The sequence below is a fragment of the Streptomyces sp. NPDC001513 genome (assembly GCF_042894695.1).
GTDB lineage: Bacteria > Actinomycetota > Actinomycetes > Streptomycetales > Streptomycetaceae > Streptomyces.
Window position 1 is genome coordinate 385,746 of sequence record NZ_JBIAVU010000004.1, and the last position, 24,998, is coordinate 410,743.

Annotated in this window: 26 protein-coding genes; 11 read left to right on the forward strand and 15 right to left on the reverse strand. The window is 70.5% G+C overall.

The genetic code is table 11. From position 1 onward, the window contains the following. Window positions 1–20 precede the first annotated feature (20 nt). The 3 genes from ACFYZ4_RS11065 to ACFYZ4_RS11075 all read left to right on the forward strand — a co-directional run bounded on the left by ACFYZ4_RS11065 (window position 21) and on the right by ACFYZ4_RS11075 (window position 3,522). On the forward strand, window positions 21–371 hold the full coding sequence (locus ACFYZ4_RS11065) for a hypothetical protein (RefSeq protein WP_390783677.1): 351 nt from the start codon (window positions 21–23) through the stop codon (window positions 369–371). Between the two features lie 545 nt (window positions 372–916). Further along, window positions 917–2,464 (forward strand): alpha/beta hydrolase, encoded by a 1,548-nt coding sequence (locus ACFYZ4_RS11070; protein ID WP_390783678.1) that lies wholly within the window; start codon window positions 917–919, stop codon window positions 2,462–2,464. Window positions 2,465–3,000: 536 nt separating this feature from the next. Then, on the forward strand, window positions 3,001–3,522 hold the full coding sequence (locus tag ACFYZ4_RS11075) for a DUF1877 domain-containing protein (protein WP_390783679.1): 522 nt from the start codon (window positions 3,001–3,003) through the stop codon (window positions 3,520–3,522). A gap of 152 nt (window positions 3,523–3,674) precedes the next feature. Here ACFYZ4_RS11075 and ACFYZ4_RS11080 read toward each other — a convergent pair whose 3' ends face one another. The 4 genes from ACFYZ4_RS11080 to ACFYZ4_RS11095 all read right to left on the reverse strand — a co-directional run bounded on the left by ACFYZ4_RS11080 (window position 3,675) and on the right by ACFYZ4_RS11095 (window position 6,013). Beyond that, window positions 3,675–4,865, reverse strand: coding sequence for a hypothetical protein (locus ACFYZ4_RS11080; RefSeq protein WP_390783680.1), 1,191 nt, complete (start codon window positions 4,863–4,865; stop codon window positions 3,675–3,677). A 195-nt stretch (window positions 4,866–5,060) separates the two neighbouring features. Beyond that, window positions 5,061–5,195: a transposase gene (locus tag ACFYZ4_RS11085; RefSeq protein WP_390783823.1), complete on the reverse strand. Its 135-nt coding sequence runs from the start codon at window positions 5,193–5,195 to the stop codon at window positions 5,061–5,063. Continuing rightward, on the reverse strand, window positions 5,135–5,422 hold the full coding sequence (locus tag ACFYZ4_RS11090) for a hypothetical protein (RefSeq protein WP_390783832.1): 288 nt from the start codon (window positions 5,420–5,422) through the stop codon (window positions 5,135–5,137). The genes ACFYZ4_RS11085 and ACFYZ4_RS11090 overlap by 61 nt, the downstream gene beginning before the upstream one ends. Window positions 5,423–5,545: 123 nt before the next feature. After that, complete coding sequence (locus ACFYZ4_RS11095) at window positions 5,546–6,013, reverse strand: hypothetical protein (protein WP_390783681.1); 468 nt, start codon at window positions 6,011–6,013, stop codon at window positions 5,546–5,548. Window positions 6,014–6,100: 87 nt separating this feature from the next. Between ACFYZ4_RS11095 and ACFYZ4_RS11100 the strand changes: the two genes are divergently transcribed. Further along, a complete protein-coding gene (locus ACFYZ4_RS11100; protein ID WP_079403197.1) occupies window positions 6,101–6,490 on the forward strand; it encodes a hypothetical protein in 390 nt (129 codons plus the stop codon). A 114-nt stretch (window positions 6,491–6,604) separates the two neighbouring features. Here the strand turns inward: ACFYZ4_RS11100 and ACFYZ4_RS11105 are convergent, their stop codons facing one another. Continuing rightward, a complete protein-coding gene (locus ACFYZ4_RS11105) occupies window positions 6,605–7,777 on the reverse strand; it encodes a hypothetical protein (protein WP_390783682.1) in 1,173 nt (390 codons plus the stop codon). Window positions 7,778–7,996: 219 nt separating this feature from the next. On the opposite strand from ACFYZ4_RS11105, the gene ACFYZ4_RS11110 reads away from it, so the two are divergent. Then, window positions 7,997–10,447: a hypothetical protein gene (locus ACFYZ4_RS11110; protein WP_390783683.1), complete on the forward strand. Its 2,451-nt coding sequence runs from the start codon at window positions 7,997–7,999 to the stop codon at window positions 10,445–10,447. Between the two features lie 473 nt (window positions 10,448–10,920). On the opposite strand, the gene ACFYZ4_RS11115 is transcribed toward ACFYZ4_RS11110, so the two are convergent. After that, the gene (locus tag ACFYZ4_RS11115; protein ID WP_390783684.1) at window positions 10,921–11,571 is read right to left on the reverse strand and encodes a hypothetical protein; all 651 of its coding nucleotides are present in this window, start codon (window positions 11,569–11,571) and stop codon (window positions 10,921–10,923) included. A gap of 817 nt (window positions 11,572–12,388) precedes the next feature. On the opposite strand from ACFYZ4_RS11115, the gene ACFYZ4_RS11120 reads away from it, so the two are divergent. Then, on the forward strand, window positions 12,389–12,955 hold the full coding sequence (locus ACFYZ4_RS11120) for a hypothetical protein (RefSeq protein ID WP_390783685.1): 567 nt from the start codon (window positions 12,389–12,391) through the stop codon (window positions 12,953–12,955). A gap of 129 nt (window positions 12,956–13,084) precedes the next feature. Here the strand turns inward: ACFYZ4_RS11120 and fdxA are convergent, their stop codons facing one another. Continuing rightward, entirely contained in the window at window positions 13,085–13,408 is a 324-nt protein-coding gene (fdxA, locus tag ACFYZ4_RS11125; protein WP_351296205.1) for a ferredoxin, read from the reverse strand. A gap of 100 nt (window positions 13,409–13,508) precedes the next feature. Here fdxA and soxR point away from each other — a divergent pair, with 100 nt between their 5' ends. Continuing rightward, on the forward strand, window positions 13,509–13,973 hold the full coding sequence (soxR, locus tag ACFYZ4_RS11130) for a redox-sensitive transcriptional activator SoxR (RefSeq protein WP_384347211.1): 465 nt from the start codon (window positions 13,509–13,511) through the stop codon (window positions 13,971–13,973). A 46-nt stretch (window positions 13,974–14,019) separates the two neighbouring features. On the opposite strand, the gene ACFYZ4_RS11135 is transcribed toward soxR, so the two are convergent. After that, window positions 14,020–14,349, reverse strand: a complete 330-nt coding sequence (locus ACFYZ4_RS11135; RefSeq protein WP_390783686.1) for a hypothetical protein — start codon at window positions 14,347–14,349, stop codon at window positions 14,020–14,022. 286 nt (window positions 14,350–14,635) lie between these two features. Here ACFYZ4_RS11135 and ACFYZ4_RS11140 point away from each other — a divergent pair, with 286 nt between their 5' ends. Continuing rightward, window positions 14,636–14,968, forward strand: coding sequence for a hypothetical protein (locus ACFYZ4_RS11140; RefSeq protein ID WP_390783687.1), 333 nt, complete (start codon window positions 14,636–14,638; stop codon window positions 14,966–14,968). A 1,140-nt stretch (window positions 14,969–16,108) separates the two neighbouring features. Beyond that, window positions 16,109–16,870 carry a class I SAM-dependent methyltransferase gene (locus ACFYZ4_RS11145; protein ID WP_390783688.1) on the forward strand — a complete coding sequence of 254 codons (762 nt, stop codon included), beginning with the start codon at window positions 16,109–16,111 and terminating at the stop codon, window positions 16,868–16,870. A gap of 156 nt (window positions 16,871–17,026) precedes the next feature. On the opposite strand, the gene ACFYZ4_RS11150 is transcribed toward ACFYZ4_RS11145, so the two are convergent. From ACFYZ4_RS11150 to ACFYZ4_RS11160, 3 genes are all read right to left on the reverse strand, one after another. Beyond that, a complete protein-coding gene (locus ACFYZ4_RS11150) occupies window positions 17,027–17,350 on the reverse strand; it encodes a hypothetical protein (RefSeq protein ID WP_390783689.1) in 324 nt (107 codons plus the stop codon). Between the two features lie 695 nt (window positions 17,351–18,045). Further along, entirely contained in the window at window positions 18,046–18,306 is a 261-nt protein-coding gene (locus tag ACFYZ4_RS11155) for a hypothetical protein (protein WP_390783690.1), read from the reverse strand. Window positions 18,307–19,025: 719 nt separating this feature from the next. After that, window positions 19,026–19,295 (reverse strand): hypothetical protein, encoded by a 270-nt coding sequence (locus tag ACFYZ4_RS11160; RefSeq protein WP_390783691.1) that lies wholly within the window; start codon window positions 19,293–19,295, stop codon window positions 19,026–19,028. 713 nt (window positions 19,296–20,008) lie between these two features. Between ACFYZ4_RS11160 and ACFYZ4_RS11165 the strand changes: the two genes are divergently transcribed. Both ACFYZ4_RS11165 and secD read left to right on the forward strand, forming a co-directional pair. Continuing rightward, a complete protein-coding gene (locus tag ACFYZ4_RS11165) occupies window positions 20,009–20,386 on the forward strand; it encodes a hypothetical protein (RefSeq protein ID WP_390783692.1) in 378 nt (125 codons plus the stop codon). Window positions 20,387–20,485: 99 nt separating this feature from the next. Continuing rightward, window positions 20,486–22,849, forward strand: a complete 2,364-nt coding sequence (secD, locus tag ACFYZ4_RS11170) for a protein translocase subunit SecD (protein WP_390783693.1) — start codon at window positions 20,486–20,488, stop codon at window positions 22,847–22,849. 301 nt (window positions 22,850–23,150) lie between these two features. Here secD and ACFYZ4_RS11175 read toward each other — a convergent pair whose 3' ends face one another. The 4 genes from ACFYZ4_RS11175 to ACFYZ4_RS11190 all read right to left on the reverse strand — a co-directional run bounded on the left by ACFYZ4_RS11175 (window position 23,151) and on the right by ACFYZ4_RS11190 (window position 24,918). After that, window positions 23,151–23,399 carry a hypothetical protein gene (locus tag ACFYZ4_RS11175; protein WP_390783694.1) on the reverse strand — a complete coding sequence of 83 codons (249 nt, stop codon included), beginning with the start codon at window positions 23,397–23,399 and terminating at the stop codon, window positions 23,151–23,153. Window positions 23,400–23,946: 547 nt separating this feature from the next. After that, window positions 23,947–24,069, reverse strand: coding sequence for a hypothetical protein (locus ACFYZ4_RS11180; RefSeq protein WP_390783695.1), 123 nt, complete (start codon window positions 24,067–24,069; stop codon window positions 23,947–23,949). Next, entirely contained in the window at window positions 24,066–24,239 is a 174-nt protein-coding gene (locus ACFYZ4_RS11185) for a hypothetical protein (protein ID WP_390783696.1), read from the reverse strand. Before ACFYZ4_RS11185 ends, ACFYZ4_RS11180 begins: the two co-directional genes overlap by 4 nt. 94 nt (window positions 24,240–24,333) lie before the next feature. Continuing rightward, complete coding sequence (locus ACFYZ4_RS11190; protein WP_390783697.1) at window positions 24,334–24,918, reverse strand: hypothetical protein; 585 nt, start codon at window positions 24,916–24,918, stop codon at window positions 24,334–24,336. Between the last annotated feature and the right edge of the window lie 80 nt (window positions 24,919–24,998).

A 24,998-nucleotide genomic window follows, 5' to 3' on the forward strand; every position in this document is an offset into this window, starting at 1 on the left:
CCGACGCGAAGGAGTCGACCATGACCGACGACCAGGAGCGGCTCGCCGCCCTCCTTAACGACCTTCCCGGCCACGACGACGCCCGGTTCTGGCGCGGGCTCAAGCAGGCTGCGGGCATCTACCGCATACGCTCGAGCATGTCCGCCGCCGTCGAGCACGCCCAGGACGGCGACTTCGCCCCGCTCGCCGCCCTCGTCCTGGACGTCTTCAACCGCGACGCCCAGCTCAAGGACATCACCGCGGCCCTCGCCGATCACCTTGGCACCACCCTCCGTGCCCGAGCCTGGATCACCGACGCCATCGCCACTGCCGACCGCATCAACCGGGCCGGAGCTGCCGCCCCCCTGGAAGGACTCTCCGAGAAGTGGTGAGGGCTCCGCCGGATCGAGCGATTCCATCCGTACGTGGACCCGCTAGAGGATCAGTAGTTGCCCTGCGCGGGCGCCCCGCCCTGTGGGTCCGCTGGCACGGGGCGCTGCACGCCGAACTTCCCGACGGTGTCGCCCGCCTGCCTCTCCCCGGCAAGGCGACGCGTTCCCCCATCCGGTATTCGCTGGCCCCGGTCACCGACAGCGCCGCGACCACCACCTGCGGCAAGCATGTCTCCCCCGAGGCCCGCGAAGATGCCTGTGCCAGGGACCGGCAGCGGATCGCCAAGGAGAAGCGCCCAGGTCGCGCTCACCCGGGCAACGACCGTCCGGTGTGGTTGGAGGGGGGCCTGGCACACGGCCAGGCAGGGCACCCGAAAGTTCCGACTTCCGAGCCGCGTCCGGCCTCGACGGGGTCGAGGCGGCCTGGCCAGGCCGGGGTGGTGCTGGCACCACCCCGGATACGGGCATTGGGGGGATCGTCCGGTGGGCCGGGTTCTCCGAGGATCGGGGTGTACCGAATCGCTCCGACCGGGGGAACCACCCACATGCATCTCTTCAAGAAGCCCGCGCGGTGGGCCACGGCCGCCGCGTGCGGGCTGCTCGCCCTCGCCGCCCTGCCCACGTCGCCGGCGAGCGCCGCCGCAGCGAAAGGCGGCGCGCCGGCCGTGCCCGCGCGGTACGCGCAGCAGCGCCTCGACTGGCAGCCGTGCCAGTCCGGTGCGCAGGAGTGCGCCTCCATGACGGTGCCGCGCGACTGGTACCGCCCGGGCACGGGGGCGGACCTGACCGTCGCGGTGTCCCGGCACCGGGCCGCGGACCCCGCCGCGCGGCGGGGCGTGCTGATGATGGCGGCTGGCGGGCCGGGCGCCTCGGGGCTGGGCCGGCCGGCGGGGCTGGCGGCGTACTCGCCCAAGCTGGCGGCCGCGTACGACGTCGTCGGCTTCGACCAGCGCGGGGTCGGGGCCAGCACGCAGGTGGTCTGCTCCGACCAGGACGCGGTGGACGCCCTGTTCACCAGCGGCGACCTGCGCGACCACTCTCGCCGGGCTGTGGACGCCACCGTGGACCGGGCGCGGAACTTCGTACGGGACTGTGAGCGGCGGTCGGGCGACCTGCTCCCGTACATCACCACCGACCAGGCCGTGCACGACATGGACCTGTTCCGGGCGCTGCTCGGCGAGTCGAAGGTGTCCTACTACGGCCCCTCGTACGCCACCTTCCTCGGCGCCTACTACGCAACCGAGTTCCCGCGCCGGGTCGACCGGGTGGTGCTCGACAGCAACATCGGCTTCACGGGCAGTTGGCAGGAGTTCCTGACGGGCCAGCCGGTGAGCTTCCAGCGCCGGTTCGAACAGGACTTCCTGCCCTGGCTCGCCGCGAACGACGCGACGTACCACTGGGGCCGGACCGCCGAGGAGGCCAAGGCCTCGTACGAGCGGCTGCGGCGCGCGCTGGGCGAGCACCCGCTGGACTTGGAGGGGACGACGGTCACCCCCAACCACCTCGACGCCGCCGCCACCTCCATCATCTACAGCGGCGACCGCTTCCCCGACCTGGCGATGCTGCTCGGTGTCCTGGAGCACCCGGAGGCGGCTCCGTCGGCCGCCCGCAAGGCCCTGGCCGAGAAGCTGAAGCACCCGCTGGGGGCGCAGTTCGCGGCGGACTTCTTCTCCGTCATCTGCCAGGACACCCCGTGGAACCACGACAGCGCCTACTGGGTCCGCCGGAGCGTGGCCGACAGCGCCGCGCACCCGATGGCCGGGGCCCGTGAGCTGACCTTCGCCTCGGTCTGCGCCGCCTGGCCGCGCTCCCGGGCGCCCCGGGTGCAGGTCACCGGGCGGGGCCTGCCGCCGATCATGATGCTCAACTCGCTCCACGACCCGGCCACCCACTACGAGGGCGCGCTGCGGGCCCACCGGAGGACGGCCGGATCCCGGCTGATCACCGTCGGCGGCGGCGACCACGGCGTCTACCAGTCGCACAACCCCTGCGTGGACGCGTACGTCGAGGGCTTCCTCGTCGACGGCCGGATGCCGACCGAGGATGCCTCGTGCGACGGCAAGCCGCTGCCCGACCCGACCGCCGGCCGGTAGGTCGTCTCTTTCGGATCTTGCCCGTCAAGCCGCGCCGTCCGGTGCCGTGCATCGGCGGGTTGACGGCGTGCCCACGTACTGGACGTACTCGGTGCCCCGCCGAGGCAGATCAGGAGGCCGGCCTTGACGAGGTGGCCGACCGCCGAGGCGGTCACCCTCGGCCGGAGGATCGGGAGCCGCAGCCCGAGGGCCTCCGTCAGCCGGTCCGCCGCCCACCCTGCGCCCACCGGACCCCACAGCGCAGCGCGGGCCGCTTCCGAGTCGGCGGCCTCACCACCGCACGTGACCACCGGCCCGGCCCGACGTCCGCGGCCGGGACCAGACCCGAACCCGTCGCCCACCGCCACGCCGCCACCGGCACCCGCAGCCGGCCCGCCGCCTGCCCCTTGTGAGCGGTCACGTATTTCCCCAGGCTTCGGGACCTGAGCGTCACGTAATTCCCCCTCCCGGTCACGAGTCCCCATGGGGACGGCGACCGTGGGTGCCTCCAAGCCTGCAGCCCGAAATCCGGTAGACGCGGCAGGGATACTGCCGTCATGGCCGTTACTCAGCAGCTCGCCCGCATCCCCGAGGGATATCTCGCCGCCTGCCGTCAGTCCGCCGCCGCGTCATCGGACCGCGATCCCCACTGGGATCCACCGGCGTACGACGTACTGGACCTGGACTGGGCACCGGCGCTGCTGAAACGCGCCGGGGAGGTGGCCGGACTCGAAGAGGTCCATCGCGATGCTCTGCGCCAGGCCACCGACGGCGATACGGCTCTTGACCTCGGCTTCCTCAACACGCCCCCACACGCCATAGCCCCGTTCGGGGACGCCCCCACCGGCCTGGCCGCTTCTCAAGTGGCGCGTGTCTCCGAGCTGCTTGGCCAGATCGACATGCCTGTCCTTCTCGCCGCCCTGCCGGCCGACGAGCGTGACGCCGAATCCTTGATCGGCCAGGTGGGCTCCATCACCGGAGGTCTGAGGGCATACCTGCTGCAGCACTTCACCGCCTTGCGCGACTTCTACGTCGACGCAGCCAAGCGCCACCTGCTCGTCGTGCTCTGGTGGGACTGACCCGCGACCCACCAAGCGCCCCCACCACGAGCACCTGGGGAACTTCAGGCTCTGTCGCTGATCTTGTGACGCTGCGTCCGCCTGACGGCATACCTCTCGCTGGACGGCGGGCTGATCGCCCTGCAGGCCATGCATCAGCCGGTCGCCTAAGGTCAGCGTGCCCGGGCGAGGTCCAGCAGGTGGTGCATGACCGCCACCGGCAGTGCCGGATTGCCTGCGGCAGCGGCGGCATGTGCCGGCAGGGTGAGCCGCCGGAGCAGTTCATCGGCGGGCAGCCTGGGGTCGCGCACTGCCCAGCCACCCACCTCAGGGTCGTCGGCCAGCCGCAGCACCAGCTCCGGCCCGGCCTCCGGGTCGTCCAACGCGGCGTGCCGCAGCCGCGGGTTGGGGTCGTCGGCGAACCGGGCCAACCCGGGCCGGGCGAAGTTGCGGTGGTTGCGGTACCCCGACCAGTACCGGTCCTGCACCGTGGCGTACAGCTCCACCAGCAGCTCGTGCGGCGCGTCCTCGCAGGACTCGGCCAATGTGCGCCGCACCCACTCGTCCTCGTCCGCGGCCAGCAGGGCCACCACGCCCGGGGTCAGGTGCGGCTGAGCCGCGAGCACCCGCCGCAGCCCGACGTGCGCCGACCGCGCGATCCGGCGGGCCGCCTCCGGGTCGGTCGCCTGCCGTGCGATCCAGGGCGGCGGTGACCAGAAGTGCTGCCACACCGTGCAAGGGATGGCCGTGCGCTGTTCCTCCGTCAGCTCCTCCCGCATCGACACCGCGAGCCGGACGTCGTTCTCGGGATCCTCCACCAGTCGCATGGCCAGGACGGTCGGTACCTCGGGATCAGCGGCGGCCTTCATCCGCACCGCCGGATCCGGGTGCGTCACCCGCTGCTCCGCCGTCAGCACGGGCGGCGGCTCCTGCACCGCGACGGGCGGTTTCTCACTCTCGCCGACGATCCGCCGGATCTTCGGTTCCAGGTCCTGCGCCAGGATCTCCAGCACCCCGGCAGGGATACGGCGCTTGTACTCGAAGAGCACCACCGCGTACACGAACCGGACCCGTGGTTCCGGATCCCGCGCGAGCCGGGCCAGCACGTCGACGTCCGCCGTCGCGTTCTCCGTCACGTCCAGCCGGTGCTGGATCTGCGGCGAAGCCACCAGCAGCTCCGTCGCTGCGGCATCCAAGGTCCTGTACTTGAGCCAGAAGCTCGGCATCGGCAGCTCGTCGAACTCCAGCAGCCGGGCCAGCACTTCCACCGGCAGCACCTGATTGCCCGCCAGCCCCTGGAGCCAGCCGTCCACCACATCGCCATCCGCAGTTGCCCGCTCCAGCGCCCCACCCAGTCCGTCCATCCCGCCACTCTCGCTGCCCCGACGCCGTGGGTTCGCCGCTGGCCGGCGCCACCACAGGCCCACCCAGCACGGGCGCACGCCCGGCCATGGAGGAGCACGGAAAGGGACGCTGGGGCCCGGTCGCGGCTGCCGTCGCGATTTCGTGATCGGCGATTGCGGGGCTGTGGGCTCGGGCGCTGATCTTGTGACTGGCCATCAGGTTCTGTGCAGGATCCGCTTGCGCAGAAGGTCGAAGTTGGCGCGGCCGTACCCGGCCCGCTTGATGAACTTCACTCGCGTGTTCTGTCCCTCGACCTGGCCAGAACTCCAGGGGCTGGAGAGTCCGGCGATGACGGCGTCCTGGTCGCGGCGAAGCCCGTTGACCAGGGGGTGCAGTGCGGGCAGGGGTCCTGCTCGACCCGCTCCATCCGCTGGGGCAGCTGGTCGCCGCGCAGGTCGCGCATCATCTCGGCGAAGTCGCGGACGTGGTCGGTGACCGCGTCGAGTTCGGGGCAGCCGGCGCGGATCTCTTTGAGAGTGAGGGTGTCCTCGTCCGGGAGGTTGCCCGGATGGGTCATGATCCACCGGACGATGCGGCGGGGCCGCGGCGCGGGCCTGGGCGCCGGCGCGGGAGCCGAGGCCCGGGCATGCGGCGGCGCGGGCCGCCGGTGGTGGCGATCCGCGCTGTTTCTACTGGTGAGCTACGGGCTCCGTGCTGTGCGGGTCAGGGGCGGGGGCGCTGTGTGCAGCGCCCCCTCGGCTTCGTGCCGGGTGCCGTGAGTCTTCAACGCGCTCTCGTAACGGTCCAGAAGTTCGATGCTGGCCAGGAGGAGCGTGGCTGCCCCGTGTGCGTCGTCGACGTCGCCCTGGGCGCGGGCTTCCACGATTTCGGCAACGTCCGGGAACAAGCCCCGGACCTCCTCCACGTACCACCACAGCAGCTCACGGCCCTCGGCGAACATGAACGCCATCCGCTCGCGCGGTCCCGAGCCACGGGCTCCATTTCCCTGGACGAGGAACCGGCCCCACTGTCCCTGGTCCCAGAACAGATCACCCAGCCGAACCAGGCACAGCTCCGTGGCCCGCGCCCCGGAGACGTACGCAACCTTCGACATCACGTACTTCCGCACCGCCCGGTGTGCCAGCGCCTCCACATGGACCGTGGTCATAGCCGGCCCGGCTCCCGCCTCGGATACCGTGTTCCTCTACGGGGCGCCATAACGGATGTGACGCCCCCCACCGGAGGTAGTCAGCGTATGAGTTCAAAGCGCAGCAAGAATCCAGCCCTGCCCGTACTTGACGACGCATTCCGACTCGCGTCGGTCAAGGACGCCGAAGAGTCCACCCGTGACTTGGCCGCGCGGCTGGCCACCACCGAGCTGCGCCGCGTTTCCCACCCGGGCCGGGTCACCTGGGAGCCCACCGATCAGGCCGAGCCCGTACCGGTCCCGCCGACTGTGGTCGACGGTGACGGGGACCTGTGGCTGCGGGACCGGGGCACTGGCACCTGGACCATGCCCGAGTTCAACCCGAAGGAGTTCCCGGCCCGCTGTGGCGAGGTTCTGACGTGGAACCAGCTTGCCCGCGAGTTCGGCCCGCTTACCGCACTGGCCGACGACCGCCGCATCGGCGGCGGCCGGCGCTGACCGCGCAGCCTTCTGGGATGACCGCGCCCCTGAAGCGCCCGTTACGGGTAGCTGGGAGCTCCAGCTACCCGCCGAGCTCGACGATGGCGGCGAGCAGGTGAGCGTGGTGGTCGGTCACGATGTCTCCATGTTGCAGCCGGATACGTCGTCGCTGTCCGTGGGGTCGGGGTGGAGGACGCGGGTGTAGCGGAGTCCGGTCTCCGGAGTGATGTTGAACACCGCGCATAGGAGCTGCGGGTCAGCGCCGGTGACGGCGGCCTCTTCGAGGATTCGGTCCTCGCGAAGTTGCCGGGCGGTGACCGGGAGGCCGCGCAGCAGAGGCTGCATCCAGCCGGTTGTGACCGGGGCCCGGGTGTGCGCGGTCTGCGAGCTGATGAACACGTGAGGGTTGCGGGTATGTGGCCGGCGCTGGTGCCGGAGGTGGATGTAGTCGACGGCGGCCTGCTGGGTGAAGGCGTCGAGGGGGTGATCGATGTCGCCGAGCGTGAGCCGGCCGCGGGTGAAGTCGATGGCGGTCAGGGGCAGCGCTCGGGCCTGGTGCGGGTAGAGCGCATGGATGCCGACGAGGGCAATCAGCAGCTTCAGGGCGGGGTTGGCCTCGGCGGCTGCGGTCAGACGCTGGATCGTTTCGGGGCTCAGCGGCATGGGCACCGAGCTGGGCCGGGATCCCAGGCTCACGCCTCGTGAGGGGTTGGCGAACAACGACCGTTCGCTCTTGAGGGTCTTGAACATGTCGCGCAGCGCGACGGCTTCGGTGTGCGGTGCCGCGCATGGGGCGAGCCACTCGGTGACGTCGGCACGGCTGACCTGGCGAAGGGTGCGGTAGCGCTGCGAGCAGGCAAGAAGGAACGGGATCGCGGAGTCGGCCTGGTTTCGGACCGTGGTAGTCGAGCGGGGACGGCGGCGAGGTCCGCCGTGACGGACGATGTGGATCCGCACGAGGGCTTCTTCGCGGATCTCCGGGTGCACGCTGGCCAGTCGGCGGTGGATCCACGCGTCGAGGGGGTCGATGCGGTCGTCGTCGAGGAGAGCGAGGTGGGCAAGGACTTCGGTGACCCGGATGACGGCACGTCGGTTTTGCTGACGCGACAGCGTGGCATCGGTGCTGGCCTTGATCGTCTCGTGCGGACCGTGGACGGCGGTCAGTAGGTACAGGCTGTTCTGCACGCGCTCGCGCAAGGCTGGTGACCAGCCTTGGGTCTCGGCGCTGGCATCGGCCTGTGTGCCGACGTAGGCGGTGAAGGCGGAATCCATCGGCGTGACGTCGGGCACGGTGACGCGCGACATGTCCCGAGCTGCGATGAACAGCGGCTCCTGGCGCCACCGGGGTGTCGCCCAGAAGGCGATGTCGGGCTGCTGGTGCGCCGCGGGGGCTCCGTATCCTCGCGGTCGAGCGGCGGCGGCAAGGTGCACCCGCCGGACCAGATCGGCGAGGAACAGCTGCTGCCCGGCGTTGGCCGCGGTGGACCAGTCCGGGCGCTGCCATGTGCGCGGAACTGCGAGAGATTGGCAGCGGCACAGTCGGCACACCCCCTGTTTGAAGAGCGGCACGGTGCGGCGGCCGGACGGCTGGCGACACCGAACTGGGAGAAGCTCCCGGTCCCGAACGCAGCGCTGCGTCTGGACGTCGACGCGGTCCTCACGATCCCCGGGGCCTGGATCGCCAAGCCGCCCCGCGTGCACGTACGGATCTGGCGCGGCCCCGTCGCAGGAACCCGGCGCACGGTCGTGCTCTGCGGATCCCTGGCCGAGTCGCACGGCATCATCGTCAACTTCGCCGAGACCGTGGCCCGCAGCATCGCCGCCCAGTACCTCGGCGTCGGCGAGGCCCGCAACGCCTGGTGGTTCGGCTTCTGGCCCCGCGGCCTCCCCCGCAAGGAGCTGAGCATCGACTACGTCTCCTTCGCCTTCCCCCGCGCCGGCGGCTCAGGCGGACTGCTCGACGTGCTCCTCCGGCGCGGCAGCCGCGACGCCTGGACCGGCGAGTTCGAGCAGCCGGTCTGGCAGAAGGTCGAGCGCACCGACTTCGCCCACGTCCTGGGCGGCGAGCCGGACCTCGACTACCCGCCCGGCACCTACACGGTGGCCGTCGTCACCGCGCTCGCCGCCGGACCCGCGCTCGCCACCGGACCCGCGCTCGCCGCCGGACAGCGCCCCGCCGTCATCGACTTCGACCCCCGCCAGCTGCGCACCCAACTGCACCACCTGACCTCCCTGCACAGCTACCGGACGGCCCTCCTTGCCGGAGCCGGCGACCGCCCTGACCTTCCCGCCCTGCCCCTGCTGGCCGCAGACGGCCACGCCGACGCGGCCCGCACCGCCGAAGCCCTCGGCATCGCCGTACGGGTCCGCGTACCCGACGCGCTCGGCGCCGTCGAGGACTACCAGAGCCTGAGCACCACCCAGGACGCGGGCTCAACCCTGGTCGAGCGCCAGTTCCACCAGCTGGGCCAGGCCGAGGGCGCCCTCCTCGCGCGCTACGCCGAAATGCCCGATGACCAGCTGTCCGCCGGCGCCGTGTACCGCGCCCTGACCACCGTGCGCACCCTCGCCTCCGCACTGTCCGACCGGGCAGAGACCGGAGGCGAGCACGCCGACCCGGTCCTGCTCGAAGCGCTCTCCGCCGCGCAGCCGGAACTCGTCAGCGTTCGCCACCTCCTGGATCCCTCCCTCATCGACGACCCCGGCCCCTCCCCGCACGCCGTCTCCACGCTCGGCTTCGCCGAGAACGCCTACCTCGCCACCATCTCCTGGTGGGGCCCCGCCGACGGCGACGCCCACCGCAAGGCCGCCCTCCTCGGCCACATCTGGGAGAAGGACCGCGAAGGCCTGCGCACCGGCTACGACCCGTACGGCCGCATGGTCCTGCGCAACCCCACCACCGGCGCTCTCGCCCTCGAACGCCCCCAGGTGCTACCGAGCGCGCCGTACCCCGACAACGCCGAGATCCTGGCCACCCCAGGCAACATGACCGCCTTCGTGCTGCTGCCGGACGGCCGCTGCGACATCCTGCCCACCGATCCCCGTTACAGCTTCGACGACATCACCTGGGGCTACGGCGGCACCGGCCCGGACGTCCCCCAAGCCCTGGCCTTCGCCGACGCACACCTCGTGCTCCGGGACCGCGAAACCCGCCACTACGAGGTCGTCACCGAACACGGAACCGTCCGCGGCCACGTCGAGCCTGCCTACAAGGCCGGACGCCGATCCGGATGGAACGGCTGGGCCGCAGGCTCCACCCCATCCTCCACCCGGCCCGCACACGCAACCCGGGACCAGGCCGGAGCCGAGGCCTTGCGCCAGTGGATCGCGCTCGCCACCGCTAAGCCCAGATCGTGCCGAAAAGGGGGCCGGCCTGCCACGGCCCGCCGCACCGGTACCGCAGCGACTCGACGAATCGCCGTCGGGCCGCTGGACGTCGGCCCAGTGAGCCGCGCACCGCGTTGTGTTCCTCCGGCCTCGGGGAACATCGGGCGCTGCGCACCGCCGCCCGGCCACCGGCAGCGGCGGCCACTCGGTGATATAGCGTGCGCACGTCAACATGCATCGCACACACGCACGACACCAGGAGACCGCTCCATGACCCAGCCGCCGCAGCTGTCCGCCCCGCCGGCCCGGAGCCGGAAGGCGGGCATCGCGAAGATCGTCGTGATCGCCGCTGTCGTGATCGCCCTCGGCACCGGCGCGGTGTACTGGTTCGTCAGCCGCGATGACATCGACCGGGCCGAGGCCGGCGACTGCCTCACGAACGACGGGAGCCTGATCTTCCCGGACCTGCGGGTGGTCGAATGCGACGGCGATGACGCGGCCTTCAAGGTGGTCCGGGTGCTGCCCGACACCAAGGACACTTCCAGGTGCCTGGGTCTGACGGATATCGGCTTCAACGAGGAACTCGACAGGAACCGGCACCGGTCCGGCAAGCAGTACGTGCTCTGCCTCAACGGGATCAAGAGGTAGCGGCCACATGCGGAAGTCCGGCCTTGGGGACCAATCGCGCAGCGAATGGCGCTGAGGCACCACCGCACACCAACGCCAGCGAAGCCCGCGACGCAATCCGGGGCTTCGCTGCTTGCGTTCACCCGCAATACCCCCGGACCCCGCGTACAGGGCCGTGGGACCACCGGACGCGACCCGATGGAGCCAGGCGCGTCGGCCCGGCCCCAGCCAGTTCTGGCGCCGGGCGGTGCCGCCTCCCTCATACGCTGGAGGTGCACCGTCCGGCCAGCCGCGTACTGCCTGTCGCCGCTCGGCCTGCGTCGGGTCCGGCGGCTGGTACGGCCCCGGGCACGCCGAAAGCGACTACGAGGTCCGCGCGAGCGCATGCCGCGGTGCTGGCCGTCGTCGCGCTGGCCAACGACGAGCGGACCGACGGCTGCGACGGGGCGTGGATCGCGCTGGTCACGGCGAAGCCCAAATCCTTCTGACACGCCTCAGAACGGCACAGGAAGCGGAGGGAGCGGAGCCGGGAGCGGGGTGCAGGCCCGCGAGCAGTACAGGGGGTGGCTCAGCAAATCCCAGCCCGGGTGCAGCTCGTGGTCACAGGCTTTGCAGGTCCCCGCCTCTTTACGGAGGCGCAGGCCCTCCTTGCGCGCTACGCGGTCCAGTCTCAGGCGCTCGCGCTCCACCGAGTGCCGCATGGCCAAGGCCCTGTCCTCGTCCCCAAGCATGTCGTCGATTTCGTTCAGGGGGGCGAAACAGGTATCGAGCCATGCCTGTACGACCTCGGTGTAGGCGCCGATCTCGACGGCGGCCCGAACCAGAAGATCGGACTCGGGCAGGCCTTCCAGGCGCACCGGGTCTTCCTCCTGGCCGACGGCGTACCCGCAGTCGCGAGTCATCCAGACCAGCGAGCGCACATCACACTGCCGCAGGTGCTCGTCACACACCACGAGCGGGGTGTAGTACGGGGGTGTGTCGCAGCCGACGCGGCGGCAGAGTTCCTGCACTCCCGACCAGTTCAGATCCAACGCGATTCGGCGTTCGCCGCAGACGACGACCGCCTGTTCGCAGGGAGTCAAAGACTCCAGGGTGAGCTGCGCTGGATGCGCCTCCTTGGCCAGGGCGCCGGCAAGTTCCAACACGGTGGCGTAGGGAACTGCGGCTCCCAAGACATGTGACTGGAAGACCTCGGGGCCTGGGTCGTAGTGGTTCGTACCAGCCTCGGCAGCAGGTGCAGGCGGGAGTGTGGCGCATTCATGCAGCAGATCCGAGAGCGGGAACGTCCACCCGTCTGGGCGGGGTTCCGGCGGGCTGACGCACTTGGAGGCCTGGGTGTACCTCTGCCCCGTGCTCTCCTGCACGGCACGGATGGCGCGCTTGCGCTTCCTGTCTCTGGTCACGATCGTCCTTCAGCGGCATGCCCACGCCCATGCCGCAGCAAGGGTCACTCATGTACCAGGTTCAGGGGCCGCGCGAGTCTGTGACCCTTGTCCTCGGAGCCGGGGCGTGGGTGCATTTCGGCCCGGGAGGCTGGCAGGCGCGTACTGCCGCAGGCACAGGCTAGCGCACAGCGCCCGTCCCGTCGGAGAATCCGGATCGCTTCCGCGCGCAGGCCACCGTGGTGGTCCGTACGGCTGAACGACACCGCGATGCGGACAGGCGGCTGCACCGACGACTGCGACGGGGCCGGCATGTGCACCGGCGGACGCGAGTACGTGTGATGTTCCGGCGCCGGAGGTGTCTCCTCCCCTCTACGCTGGGGGTGCACCGCCCGGCCGGACGCGTACTGCCGGTCGCCGCTCAGCCCGCGCCCACGCCGCGGGCAGCCCCCGGTCCGGGGAGCGGTCAAGGTCTCCCGGGGCCCGCGTAGAGAGCACCACTGGTGCTGTGCGCCGTTCTACCTTCCGTGGCCCCTGACGTGCGGCCGGAGGGCGTGGGTCTGTCCGGCCCGGAGACGTCATGCCGAAGAAGCAGAACACCGCCGCCAAGCGTGCCCGCGCGGCCGCTCGGTCCGGCGCCAAGTACACGACCGCCCTGCGCACCACGGTCGGCTCCCTGCCTCCGCACCTGCCTGTCGTCGACGAGGACGCGCTGACGGACGGGGAACGCCTCGTCGTGGAGAACCTGCGGTCCCTCGCGGCCTCCGACAGGCTGCTGCCGGTCCGGGTGGTGATGCCGGAGCAGGACGTGATCGAGGCGGAGCGGCGGGCCCGGGCGGAGGGCCGGCGCCCCCAGTGGCAGCGGTGGGCGGTCGTGGAGGCGGCCGTGGACGGGTACGTGCTGCGCGAGGTGTTGCACGGCCCGAACGGCTCCCAGTACATCCGCGACCTGGAAACCCCCCAACCGCAGGACGCAGTCCAGCGCACCTCCGTCGAGAACACGGCCCTCAAGGAGCGCCTACGCCAGCTGGCCCAGGACAACCGGACGCTCGAAGACCGCCTCCAAGCCGCCCGCTCCAACACACGCTTCCTGGATCGGCGAATCTCTCAGCTCGAAGCCCAGCTTCCGGAACGTGACCAAGCCTGAAGCGGCAGCCACGTCACCCGATGAACTGCCGGGTCAGGTCTGGCCGGCGAAACTTCGGCCGAGCTGTTCAAGGAAGCCTCGCATCTTCGAACGTGCCTGTCGGAGGGGCTGACGTAACGGCTCTCGGGCTCAATCGGCTTCCTGAGGCGCCAGCGCCGCCACGATCGGATGGTCCCTGCCGATCGGACCGAGCTTGGCGCTGCTGCGGGGGGAGCCGAGGTCGGAGAAGAACTCGGCGTTCACGGTATTGAAGTGCTGCCATTCCTGCGGGGTGTCGTCCTCGAAGAAGATCGCTTCAACGGGGCACACCGGCTCACATGCGCCGCAGTCGATGCACTCGTCCGGGTGGACGTAGAGCATCCGCTCACCCTCGTAGATGCAGTCGACAGGGCACTCATCCATGCATGCCTTGTCCTTGACATCCACACAGGGCAAAGCGATCACAAACGTCATCGAACTGCCATCCTCTCCCGATCGTTCCTACTTGCCGTTCTGGCGCAACGCAGCCGACCGTAGGGCCTCAAGTAGACTTGAGGTCAAGAGGAGGCCTTGTATGACGAGCTACCGTTCCGGCGCCGAACGGGCCACGCCGGACGACTGGCTGAGCATCGGCGAGGTGAGCGCGCGGACCGGAGCGGCGGTCTCCGCACTGCGGTTCTACGAAGAGCTCGGCCTGATCGTGTCCGAACGCGACGATCGCAACCAGCGTCGCTACCCGCGGCACATGCTGCGCCGGATCGCATTGATCTCGGTGGCAAAACGGATCGGCATCCCGCTGCAGGACCTCCGGGAGGCGTTCGCCGATGTGCCGCTCGACCGTCCGCCGAGTCACCAGGAGTGGCAGCTCGCCTCGCGTGGCTGGAAGCGTCGGCTGGAGGAGCGTCGGCAGACCATCGAGCGGCTCGAGGCCGAGCTCACCGGATGCATCGGCTGCGGATGCCTCTCGATGAAGGCCTGCGCTCTGCTGAACCCGGGCGACGCGCTCGCCGAGGACGGAGTTGGGCCCCGAAGACTGTGAGGGACGGCGCACGGTTCCGGCGCTCGAGAGTGAAGCCTCACCATCTTCAAACTTGCTGGTTGAAGAGGCTGGCGTGACGGCTCTCTGGGGTGCGGTGGACGAAGTATCCGTGCTCGACATCGGGCAAGGAAACTTCGCAGACCACCCGGTAAAGGGTCGTCAGGTCACAGGGGATCGGCGTCAGATCCACGAGTGCATCCGTCGCCCCACGGCTCTCATCTGTTGCGAGGATTACGGCGTTCTCAACAGGCGAGTAACCGTGCGTCTTCAGCAACGACGACATCAAAGCCGAGAGCCCCGCAGAAGTCTGCTCGCACCAGCCCCGCACCCACTCCGAGTCGAGCCGCTCACCAGACACGAACATGTCGAAGGGCACATCGCGAACATGTTCGCGACTCATCGCCGCAGCTCAGAGCTCGTCCAGTCAGCTCGACGATCGGTAAACCCGACGATCTGCTCGCCCTCCAGGCCGCATGGCTGCGCACGTACACCGACCTGGCCCGCCAGCCCGCACTGGCCGGCACCACGACGCTCCGACGTCGGCTGATCTCCCTCTCCTGTCGCATCGAGGCGCACCCTTTCTGGGCCGTCCCGGGCCGCTCCCGGGCCGCCTTGGTCGAGCTGCGCCGCTGCGCCCGGGCACGCGCGTGGGCGACCGTGGCGTGAGCAGCGAATCGGGCGGCCCGAGACCGGTCACCGGGTTCCCGGACGACCTGGTCGCCCTGCAGCAGCGGTGGACCCGGACTTTCAACCGCCTGGCCGCAGATCCCCCGGCCGACGGGCACGAGATGCGCATGGAGCTGCTCCGTCTCAGCCTCCGCCTGGACTCTCATCCGCACCGGGCGACCACCGAGGCCGGCCGGAGCAGGGCCGCCCGGTGCGCACTTCAGAAGTATGCGAGCGCGGCCCCCGGCGGCGAGGAGGAGCTGGTCACACTCTGCGTGGACGGCCGCATCATCGCCGTCCTGCCGGGCGAGGCCGCGTCCCGGCGGTGAAGAGATGAGCACCCCCACACCCACGGCCCCGCACTGGCCGATCACCCTGGTCCTGGTCGACCTCCAGCGGCTCAAGGTCTGTTCCTGGACCGGCACGGCGACGGCCGCGGGTACGGGCGGCATGACCACACCGGGTCCCCGGCCGTCTGCCCCGCGATCAGTCGCCAGCGGCGGGGACGTCGTTCTGGCCGTGAGCGAGGATCGGCAGCAGCGCCTCGGCGGCGTCGCACACCGTGCACGCCGTCGTGCCCGGGTGGGGGTGCGGGTACGCGGGTGGGCAGGGACGCGGCCGAGGTCGACCCCGGGCAGCGGGCGCAGCTGCTCGGCGGTGACCCAGGTGCCGTACTCGGCCGGCTCGACTCCGCCCCCGTACTGGTGGAGAGGCAGTACTTCGACTGTGCGCTATTCCTCAGCTTGGGGCTGGGCTCCCGGATCTGTAGAGCCGCATGTTGAGGTGCCAGCACTCCTGATCGCTGTCAGCCGCGCGACGGCCTCAGCTCTCCTGGCGCAGCGAAAGGCTCGTCGCGAGTACGCGAACCGCGTTAGAGCTCTCGACCAGTGACCAGGCCACTCCACTTGCTGTGGTTGTCATGGGCTGGGCCGCAGCCGCTTAAGCGGTCTCGTTTGGTTCACCGAGTCCGACTACAACACGTTGCCGCGCCACGGTTGCGGCTGTGCACCGGCGGTCGGGGTGGTCGCGTCGGATCGCCGCGTGACCAGGGCCTTTCACCGCGTACATCCCGATGCTCTCGTGGCCGATACCTCAGTGCCGTCAGAACTCGGGTCGACTTCTGGGGTGCCGCATCGGCGGCCAGCGGCTCTTGCTTACAAGCTGGGAGAACTGGCAGGTCACAGGCCAGGTTCGACGCCAGGACAAGCACGCAGGGATTGGCTCCACAGAAGAGCCGGAGTCACAACTGGCGACCAGAGCCCCGCACTCCGCTTCGGCGTCCGGTCAGGTAGTCGCGGCTCGATCCGCGCCCACTGCACGTCAGCCAACGGTGTATTTGGGCCAAGGAGCAGGTGATCCAGACGAAACGATCTAGTTGTCTCCGACACCGGAACCGGGACGCGCCGAATCCACGTCGATCATCAGGACGACCTTGCGATATGCCGAGATGACACGACGGAGACCGCAGCATGCCTACCGCCGAAGACCATGCCAAGCCCGCACTCGCGGCCCGGGTGAACGACTATGACAGCTTTGCCGAGGCGTACTCGGCCCTGAGCGAGACCAGTCTCCTGAACGCCTACTACGAGCGGCCCGCAATGCTGTCCCTCGCCGGGGACGTGGCCGGCCGCCGGATCCTTGACGCCGGCTGCGGCTCCGGCCCCCTGTTCGGTGCACTACGCGATCGGGGTGCCCTCGTCACCGGCCTCGACTCCAGCGCCGAAATGGTGGAGCTGGCACGGCAGCGGCTGGGTGCCGACGCGGCCCTGCGTGTGGCCGACCTGGGTGACCCGCTGCCGTTCGCCGACGGTGAGTTCGATGACGTCCTCGCCTCGCTGGTGCTGCACTACCTGGAGGACTGGGGGCCGACCCTGGCCGAGATGCGGCGAGTACTGAGGCCCGGCGGTCGACTGATCGCGTCGGTGCAGCATCCTTTCGTGGACTACGCCATCCAGGACCCTCGGCCCGACTATCACGCGACCACCAGCTACACCCAGGAATGGACCGACCTGGTGGGGCAGAGCGCCCGGATGAGTTTCTGGCGCAGGCCGCTGCACGCGATGACTGACGCCTTCTCCGCCGCCGGTTTCCGTCTTGCCGTCATCAGCGAGCCACAGCCCGATCCGGCCGCCCGCGAGCTCTACCCCGACGACTTCCAACGCTTCTCGACCACGATGTGCTTCCTGTTCTTCGTTCTGGAGGTGCCCCCGGCTACCGGCTCGGCCGAGTAACGAGCACCTGCGGTCGGCGCAGGGGCCGCGTGCTCGCCCCGGCCGACCGCCGGCCACCACGCCAGAAATCGGACCGCCCGACGGTTCCTCCGAGCCGCGTTCGGGGGCTTCATGGAAAGGACGGGTGGTACTCGTGCAGCCGTTGGCGAAAAGGAGTCAAAGCCTCGGCACGCCCCGGTCCCGAGCTGCCAGGTAGTGGGTCCAGCTGTCGTTGGCGTAGCCGGCCCAGCGGTTGGCAGTGCTGGGGTGCAGGCCGAACAGGTCGGCGACGATGATCGGCGGCAGGTCGGTGACGGCTTCGATCATTGCGGTATTGCGTGCGGTGAGAACGGGGAGGCCGTGTGAGCGCAGGAGGGCGCCGGCGCCGAGGGGGTTGCGGGCGCGGCCCGGTGCTTGGCCGGGCAGCAGGTAGTGGGTCCCGTCGTCGAGCTGGCGGCGCTCGAGAACAAGGCGCGCCGATCCAGGCGCTTCATGAGCCACAAACGGTGTTGTATCAGCCGCAACAATGTGAGATCAGTCGTTCTCGTCGCAGGTCAGCCCTTCGAGTGGCCTTCTCGCCTCTGCGGACCCGAGGCCCCTGACAGGCGAGAACGACAGCAGGCAGCACGTGCGGAGTGTTGCAACTGATGCAATTCCTCCTGTTTGCGGCCGTCTGCCAGAGGGGGACGCCGATGCGGTACATCCACAGCCCGGAGTCGAGCTGCTGTCGCTCGTGGAGCCACACGCGCCCAATTTCCTGTCCGTCGGGCAGGAGCAGCGTGATCGGTGCAGGTGGTGGCGGGGGTTCGGTCACGGTCAAGGGCGGGCGAACTGCTCCTGCCGTGCCTGCCGGCACGACGTACGGAGCGGGTTCCCACCCACCCCGTAGCGGCACGTCGAGGTGTGGCTTCTCTGCACCAAGCTGTCAAGGTCCGCGAGGCGCCTGCAGCCGGGCTCGTCACCTGAACCCTCATGGCGGTCGCACCCGGTGCTGGCGGTGCTCTGCGACATCTTTGGGTGCGCCCGGCCAAGTGCACCTCGGCCGGGCGGTGAGGAACAGGATTGTCGCCGAAGTGAGCTGACGGTGCCCGGTGGCGGTGTCCAACAGTCCGGAGCCGGTCGCACCGGGGCGGTCGAGACAAGCGGTGCGCGAGCCGAAGAGGCAGGTCCTCCCGAAGCGGCGATGCGGTGGCGGTTCAGATGTAGGGGCTAGCCGATCTGTACGAGCTGTACAGGGTCTCCGGGCTGTCGGGGACGAAGCTGTACTGCATGGAGTCGTGCCGACGGTGGCGGCCGGACTGGCTCACGTCGTACGCCGGAGCCTTCGGCTGCAGTCGTCCTTCGGTGGCAAGCATCTGTGCCCGCAGGAGCAGGTCCTTGGGGTTCAGGCCGAGTTCTCCCGCCACGGTCTGAAGATCAAGGCCGGACTGCCAGCTCCACTGCAATACGGAGTCCATCCCTGTCGTCCAGGTCACCCCGGCAGCAGGACTACCGCTCTCCACCACAGGCGTATGAGCCGGCGCCACCGCTTCCGGGCGCAGATGGGGCATATGCGCGCGCACTGCTTCCGTGTACGACGCCCATCCGGAATCCGGGACGGGTGGGGGTGGCTGGGGTGACGTTTCAGCGGGAGGGCTGACGGGTGGGGGTGGCTGGGGAGACGTTTCAGTCGGAGGGCTGACAGGTGGGGGCGGCTGGGGAGACGTTTCAGCCGGAGGGCTGACAGGTGGGGGCGGCTGGGGAGACGTTTCAGCCGGAGGGCTGACAGGTGGGGGCGGCTGGGGAGACGTTTCAGCTGGACGGCTGACGGGTGGGGGCGGCTGGGGAGACGTTTCAGCTGGACGGCTGACCGGCGAAGCAGGAGGGTTGAGTAGCTGGTCGGCGACGGTACGGGCGTCGTCCTTGCCAACCGTGCGGCGTGCGACTCGTACCTCGCGTTCGTTCAACCCCATCAGGTCGGCCACGGCGGCGTCGCTGCCGACCGTCACGGCCAACGCGGCCAGTGCCCTGGTCCGGCTCGCCAGCGCCTCGTCCATCACCGCCTGCGCCTCACGCACTCGATCGTCCCTGCTGCAGAATGCCTCGGCCAGCAGCGCGTTGCGTTCCCATAGTTCACGTGGCTCCACGCAGGCATCAACGTTTCTGCACCGTTTGCGACACACCCATCACAACCGCATCACCCGAAGGGCGTATCAACAGCCCTGCTGGCCCGCGCCTTGGTGATCACCCACAGGTGTCCGGCCGACCAGTCCACGTCCTCCAGGCGCACCCCGAGCGGTTCGCCGGCGCGGGCGCCGGAGCTGACGTAGCAGGCCAGCAGGGCACGGTCCCGATCGCATCTCATCTGCGCGAACAGCTCGTCCCACAGCCGATCCGGAATCGCCCGGGGCTGGCGCTCGCGCACCTTCGGCCGCAGCCGGGCCCGACGGTCCCGGCTTTCGGGCACCTCCCCACGCGGCGGTGTCACCGTCCCGGCTGGTGACCAGCAGCAGGCCGCGGCTGCCGGGTCGCACCCATCCGCGGTAGCTCGCCACCGGCTCACCGCCGGGCCCCACCTCGCCGGGTTGGTCGACGTTGTCCAGGACGACAAGCCACCGGCCGGCCCGGTTCAGCTGTTCCCACACCACGTCGGGCAGGCCGGCGCACCCGGCTCGTGCTTCCTCCAGCTCTTCTTCGGCGAGTCCGCATTCCAGAGCGATGCGGGCCATCCATTTGGCGACTTCGGCCTGTCCGCGCCAGCGCATCCAGAACACACGCAGGCCTTCGGCGCGGGCGACGTCGGCCAGGGCGGAGGCGAATCGTGGTCTTGCCCACCCCGCCGACCCCGCACAGCACCGCGAACCGTTTCGATCTTTCCGGATTCTTGAGGAGCCGCTCGGCGACGTCGGTCCGGTCACGAAGACCGGAGGGCGCCCGGAGTGCGGCAGGAGTGGGAGCCGGAGGACTTGATCGAGGTCTGGACGCTGTTGGAGGAGGACCAGGAGTGGCTTCGGAGCAAGTCGGAGGCGGCGAACCGGCTGGGTTTCGCGCTGTTGCCGAAGTTATTCGGCTTCCGAAGAACTGCCGAGGAACACGGAACGGACCGGGGCGCCCCATACGTTGAGCAGGGCGGGGCCACGCCGAGGGCACCCGACGAGCGCCGAAGGGATGGGGGGACGCGTGCCGCAACAGAGCCGCTCCGCGCGCCTGGCCGCGTCCGCGCTGACCCTCGTCGTCACCGTCCTCGCGCTGTTCGTCCCGGTGGCCGGGACGCAGGGCATGCCCATGCCGGCCGACAGGCCGCTCGCCCACCACACGGTGGCGGGGCACGCCGGACAGGGGGCAGGACCGGACGGCGTCCCGGCGCTGCATGTCGAGGTCACGCACCGACCTGACGCCCACCTCCCGGGCCCGCAGCCTGCGGGCGCCGCGCGTACGGCCGTCGACACGGCCCCGCGCCGCGCCCTGGGCGGGCCCGACACGGGCCCCGCCACCGCACTCGCGCCGCCGCGCAGGCCGGCCGAGTCCGCCGCCCCGCGCGGCCCGCCCCACCGATGAGCACGCAGACCGTCATCGACGCCTGACCCTTCTGACCCGGCGCACACCGCGCGGGGCCGGTCACGCGTCCCTCCGTCCTGCCCTCATCGTGGAGTACGCATGTCTCGCGCACCCTTGTCCCGCCCACCCTTGTCCCGCCCACCCTTGTGGAGGGCGGTCGTCGCGCTGGCGGCCGTCGCGCTGTCCCTCTACATCGCCCTCACCCAATCCGCCCGCCTCGGCCTCGATCTGCGCGGCGGCACCCAGATCGTCCTGGAGACCCGGGACTCACCCACAGTCAAGGCCGACGCCGCATCCACCGACCGCGCTCTGGAGGTCCTCAGGCAGCGCGTCGACGCCCTCGGCGTCTCCGAACCCGGCATCGCCCGCTCCGGCGAGAAACGGATCATCGTCGAACTGCCCGGAGTGCAGGACCCACGCAAGGCCGCCGAGGTCATCGGCCGCACCGCACAGCTCACGGTCCACCCGGTGACGGGGGCGACGGCCGACAACGGCTCCGCGAAGCCCGAGGCCGACGGATCGCGCACCCTCCCCGACCCGGACCAGCCGGGCAACCACCTGAAGCTGGGCCCCACCGCCCTCACCGGCCAGGGGGTCGAGGACGCCGAGGCGGTCCTGGACCAGCAGTCGCTCAACGGCTGGATGGTCTCCCTCGACTTCCGCAAGGGCGCGGGCGACACCTGGGCGAAGATCACCTCGGACGCGGCCTGCGCGCCTCAGGGCGCTCCGGAACGCCGCGTCGTCATCACCCTCGACAACAAGATCATCTCGGCGCCCGGCGTCAACGCGGACGTGGTGTGCGGGACCGGTATCACCGGTGGCTCCACGCAGATCAGCGGCGGCTTCGGCCGGGCCGAGGCGCGCGAGCTGGCGGCGCTCGTGAAGGGCGGCGCGCTGCCGGTGCCCCTCGACGTCGTGGAGCAGCGTACGGTCGGCCCGACGCTCGGCGCCGACGCAATCGAGGCGAGCACCAAGGCCGCGCTCGTCGGCATCGCCCTGACCGCACTGTTCATCACCCTCGTCTACCGGCTCCTTGGCGCGCTCGCCGCCTTGGCTCTCGCGCTGTACGGCCTCATCTCGTACGCCGCTCTGGTGGCGGTCGGCGTGACGCTCACACTGCCGGGGCTCGCCGGGTTCGTCCTGGCGATCGGCATGGCGGTGGACGCGAACGTCCTGGTCTTCGAACGGGCCAGGGAGGAGTACCTGGGCGCCCGTTCCAAGGACTTGGCGAAGCCGGTGAAGACCGGCTTCGCCAAGGCATGGAGCGCGGTGATCGACTCGAACGTGACGACGCTGCTCGCCGCGGGATTGCTGTTCTTCTTCGCCACGGGCCCGGTCAGGGGCTTCGGGGTCACCCTGTGCATCGGCGTCCTGGCATCGATGCTCACGGCGCTCGTGATCACCCGCGCGCTCGCGGACTTCGCTGTCGCCCGCAGCTTCGTACGCAAGCGCCCCGGCCTGACGGGCATCGCCTCGACGGGCCGGGTCCGCACATGGCTGTCCCGCCGCAACCCGAACCTGGTCCGCCACCGTCGCCGCTGGCTCGGCGCGAGCGCACTCCTGGTGGCGGTGGCCGTCGCAGGAATCTTCATCCGCGGCCTGGACTTCGGCGTGGAGTTCACCGGCGGCCGCCTCGTCGAGTACAGCACCAGCAGGTCCGTCGACGCGGACACGGCCCGGAACGCCGTGTCCGACGCGGGGTTCCCGCGCGCGGTGGTGCAGGAGTCCGGCGACGGCGGCATCACCGTACGCACGGAGAAGCTCACCGACGACGAACAGCAGCGCGTCAAGGCGGCCTTGGAGAAGCCCGGCGGAACCGTCACGGTGGAGCGTGACGAACAGATCGGCCCGAGCCTCGGCAGCGAACTGCGCCACAAGGCGCTCCTGGCCCTGGGCATCGCGGTGGCCGCCCAGATGATCTACCTCAGCGTGCGGTTCCGCTGGACCCTGGCGGCAGCGGCAGTCTCTGCGATGGTCCACGACGTCCTCCTCGTGGTGGGCCTGTTCGCCTGGCTGGGCAGGCCGGTGGACAGCGTCTTCCTGGCGGCGCTGCTCACGGTGATCGGCTACTCCGTGAACGACACGGTGGTCGTCTTCGACCGCGTCCGCGAAGCGCGCCGCCGAGACCCCCTTGGCGACCTGGAGAAAACGGCCAACCAGGCGGTGGTCCAGACACTCCCGCGCACGGTGAACACGGGCATGGGAGCCCTGTTCATCCTGACCGCACTGGCGGTACTGGGCGGCGACTCGCTGGCGGACTTCTCCGTGGCGCTGATCGCGGGCGTCCTGGTCGGCATCGCCTCGACCATCTTCACCGCGGTGCCGATCGCGATCGCCCTGGAACACCGCAACCCGACACCCCCACCGGCACGGGGCCGCCGCGCCGCGAAGGAAGTCCCGGACGGGTACATCCCGTTGGAGGCGCGGAGGAAGAAGGAGAGGGGGACGGGGGCGGTCGTCTGAGCCCGCGAGGACGGTCCTGAGGCCGAGGGCAGCCTCCATCACACGCCGACCGGGCCTCCACGGAGCTCCGACAACCGCGGCCACGCTCCGTGGAGGCCCGGTCGGGAGAGGGCCTGCTGAGCGCGCACTCACCCCGTCTGAGCGCGCCGTTCCTGCACGCGCTGCGTCTGACGCTGCCGCCCGGATGGCGCCGGGCGGCCCAGAAGCCGGGCTGCGTCCTCATCTTCGCGGGCGACGAGCTGGGGAAGGGCCGACCCGGCGGGCGGTCCTGCCACCGGGTCGCTCGGGGCGGCCGAGGTCGTCAGCCGGCCCGCTCGACGGCGAGGTTCGCGTTCGGGCAGCCGGCCGCGTGCTGCAGCAGCGCCTCGCGCTCGGCCTGATCCGCCGCCAGGCTCCACCGGTGCTTGGTGGCCACCCATTCGCAGATGTACCGGCAGTGCACCGCCGGCGCCGGCATCCACGTCGCCGGGTCCTGGTCGCTCTTCTGCCGGTTCGAGCGGGCGGTGACGCCGACGAGGGTGACGTCCGAACCGAGGTCGTTGGCGTACAAGGTGGTCTACATCGAGGCCGGAGGCCGAGGTCACCCAGGTGTCGTCGTACGGGGAGAACCACCTGCCCCCGGTGAGCTTGCAGCCGGGGGCCGCGACGTCGGGCTGCTCGACGGCTTCTTCCAGGATGACCTCGGCGCGGGTGTTGCAGCCGTCGGCAGGCAGCCGGCCGGCGTTCCAGTGCTTGAACGCGGTGCGCCCGCAGCCGTCGCGGGACTCCGCGGCCGCGCGGATCCGGACGATCCCGTCGAAGAACGACGCCGTCTCGCACGCGGCGGAGACGGTCAGGGCGGAGTGAAGGCCCTCTGGCCGTCGGCGGCATGGGCCGGCACGGCGGTGACGAGCAGGGGAAGAGAGACCGGGCAAGCGCGGGCAGGCCGCGCCGCAGCAGGTTCTCGATCACGCCCCGCGTTGTAACCGTCCAGCCCCGATGCCCGGGAGGGGAACAGCGCGCGCATCACCCGGGCGGGCGCGCCGATTCACCGGAGAAACGCCACATCAGTCCGGGGCCGGTTGCGCCAGAGAACCGGCCCCGCCGTGGGGTGGGGCCTATTCGCTCTCGGGCCAGACCTGGGGGTCCTTGCCGCCCCGGACCTCGCCCTTCAGCCGCGTCTCGATGTCGAAGCGTCTCTGGTCGCTCTCCCCCGCCCAGTGGCTGATGGCGGCCCTCACCGTCTCCACACGGTCCAGGCGGCCTGCCACTCTTCGTGCGCCTGGGGCGGCCAGCCGCCTTCCTGCGACGACCGGCCGTGCTGGTCCTCAATCGCACGCAGGTTGGCCCAGGCGCTGTCCGAGCGCTTCTGGAGCCGGATGAGTTCGTCATTGAGTTCGATGTCAGCCACGCGCGGATGGTAGATCCCGGCACTGACAATGCCCGGGACAGCAACGTCGGGAGTCCCGGCCACCACCTGCGAACTCACCCGCCGGGGTGCGCGGTCAGGGGTGGAGGTAGCTCCCGAGGTAACTGCGGGCCGCGGCCTCGCTCGTGCCGAGCGCCGTCGCCACCTGTGCGATCGGGACCTCCCCGGCGGCGAGCTCGTAGGCGGCGTCCTCGCCGACCTGAGCGATGACGTGCCGCAGGTCGGCGAGGGCCTTCAACGCGACCAGGGGCTCCTTGGTGGCCAGGCCGCCGAGCCGGCGGACGAGTTCGGTGAGGAGCTCGGTGAGGTCGGCGGGGAGTTGGACGGCCGCCTCCCGGATCACCGACAGGTGTGCGTCGTAGTCCGCGATCGGCCCGGACAGGTCGACGTCCACCTCGTAGAGCGGCTTGTCGTCGGGGAGGGTGGTCCAGTCGAGCGGGTACTCGGCCATGCCCCGCCAGCCGCACGAGCAGCTGCCCCGCAGGACCGCGGCCTGGGGCCGGCCGTACCGTCCGTCGTAGCAGTGCCATTCCCGTGACGAGGGCATGTCCGCTCCGCTGCCGACGTCGAAGTAGACCGGGCCCGGCTCGCTGCCGTCGGCCAGCAGCACCCCCACCGACCCCTCGTGCGCGGCCCCCAACGCCTTGAGCACCCTGTCCACGACGACCAACCCCTCCCGCGGCGTGCGATCGGGCCGACCTGGCGGCCGGTCCGCGCCCTCCAGGCTGCCCCGGCCGGGCC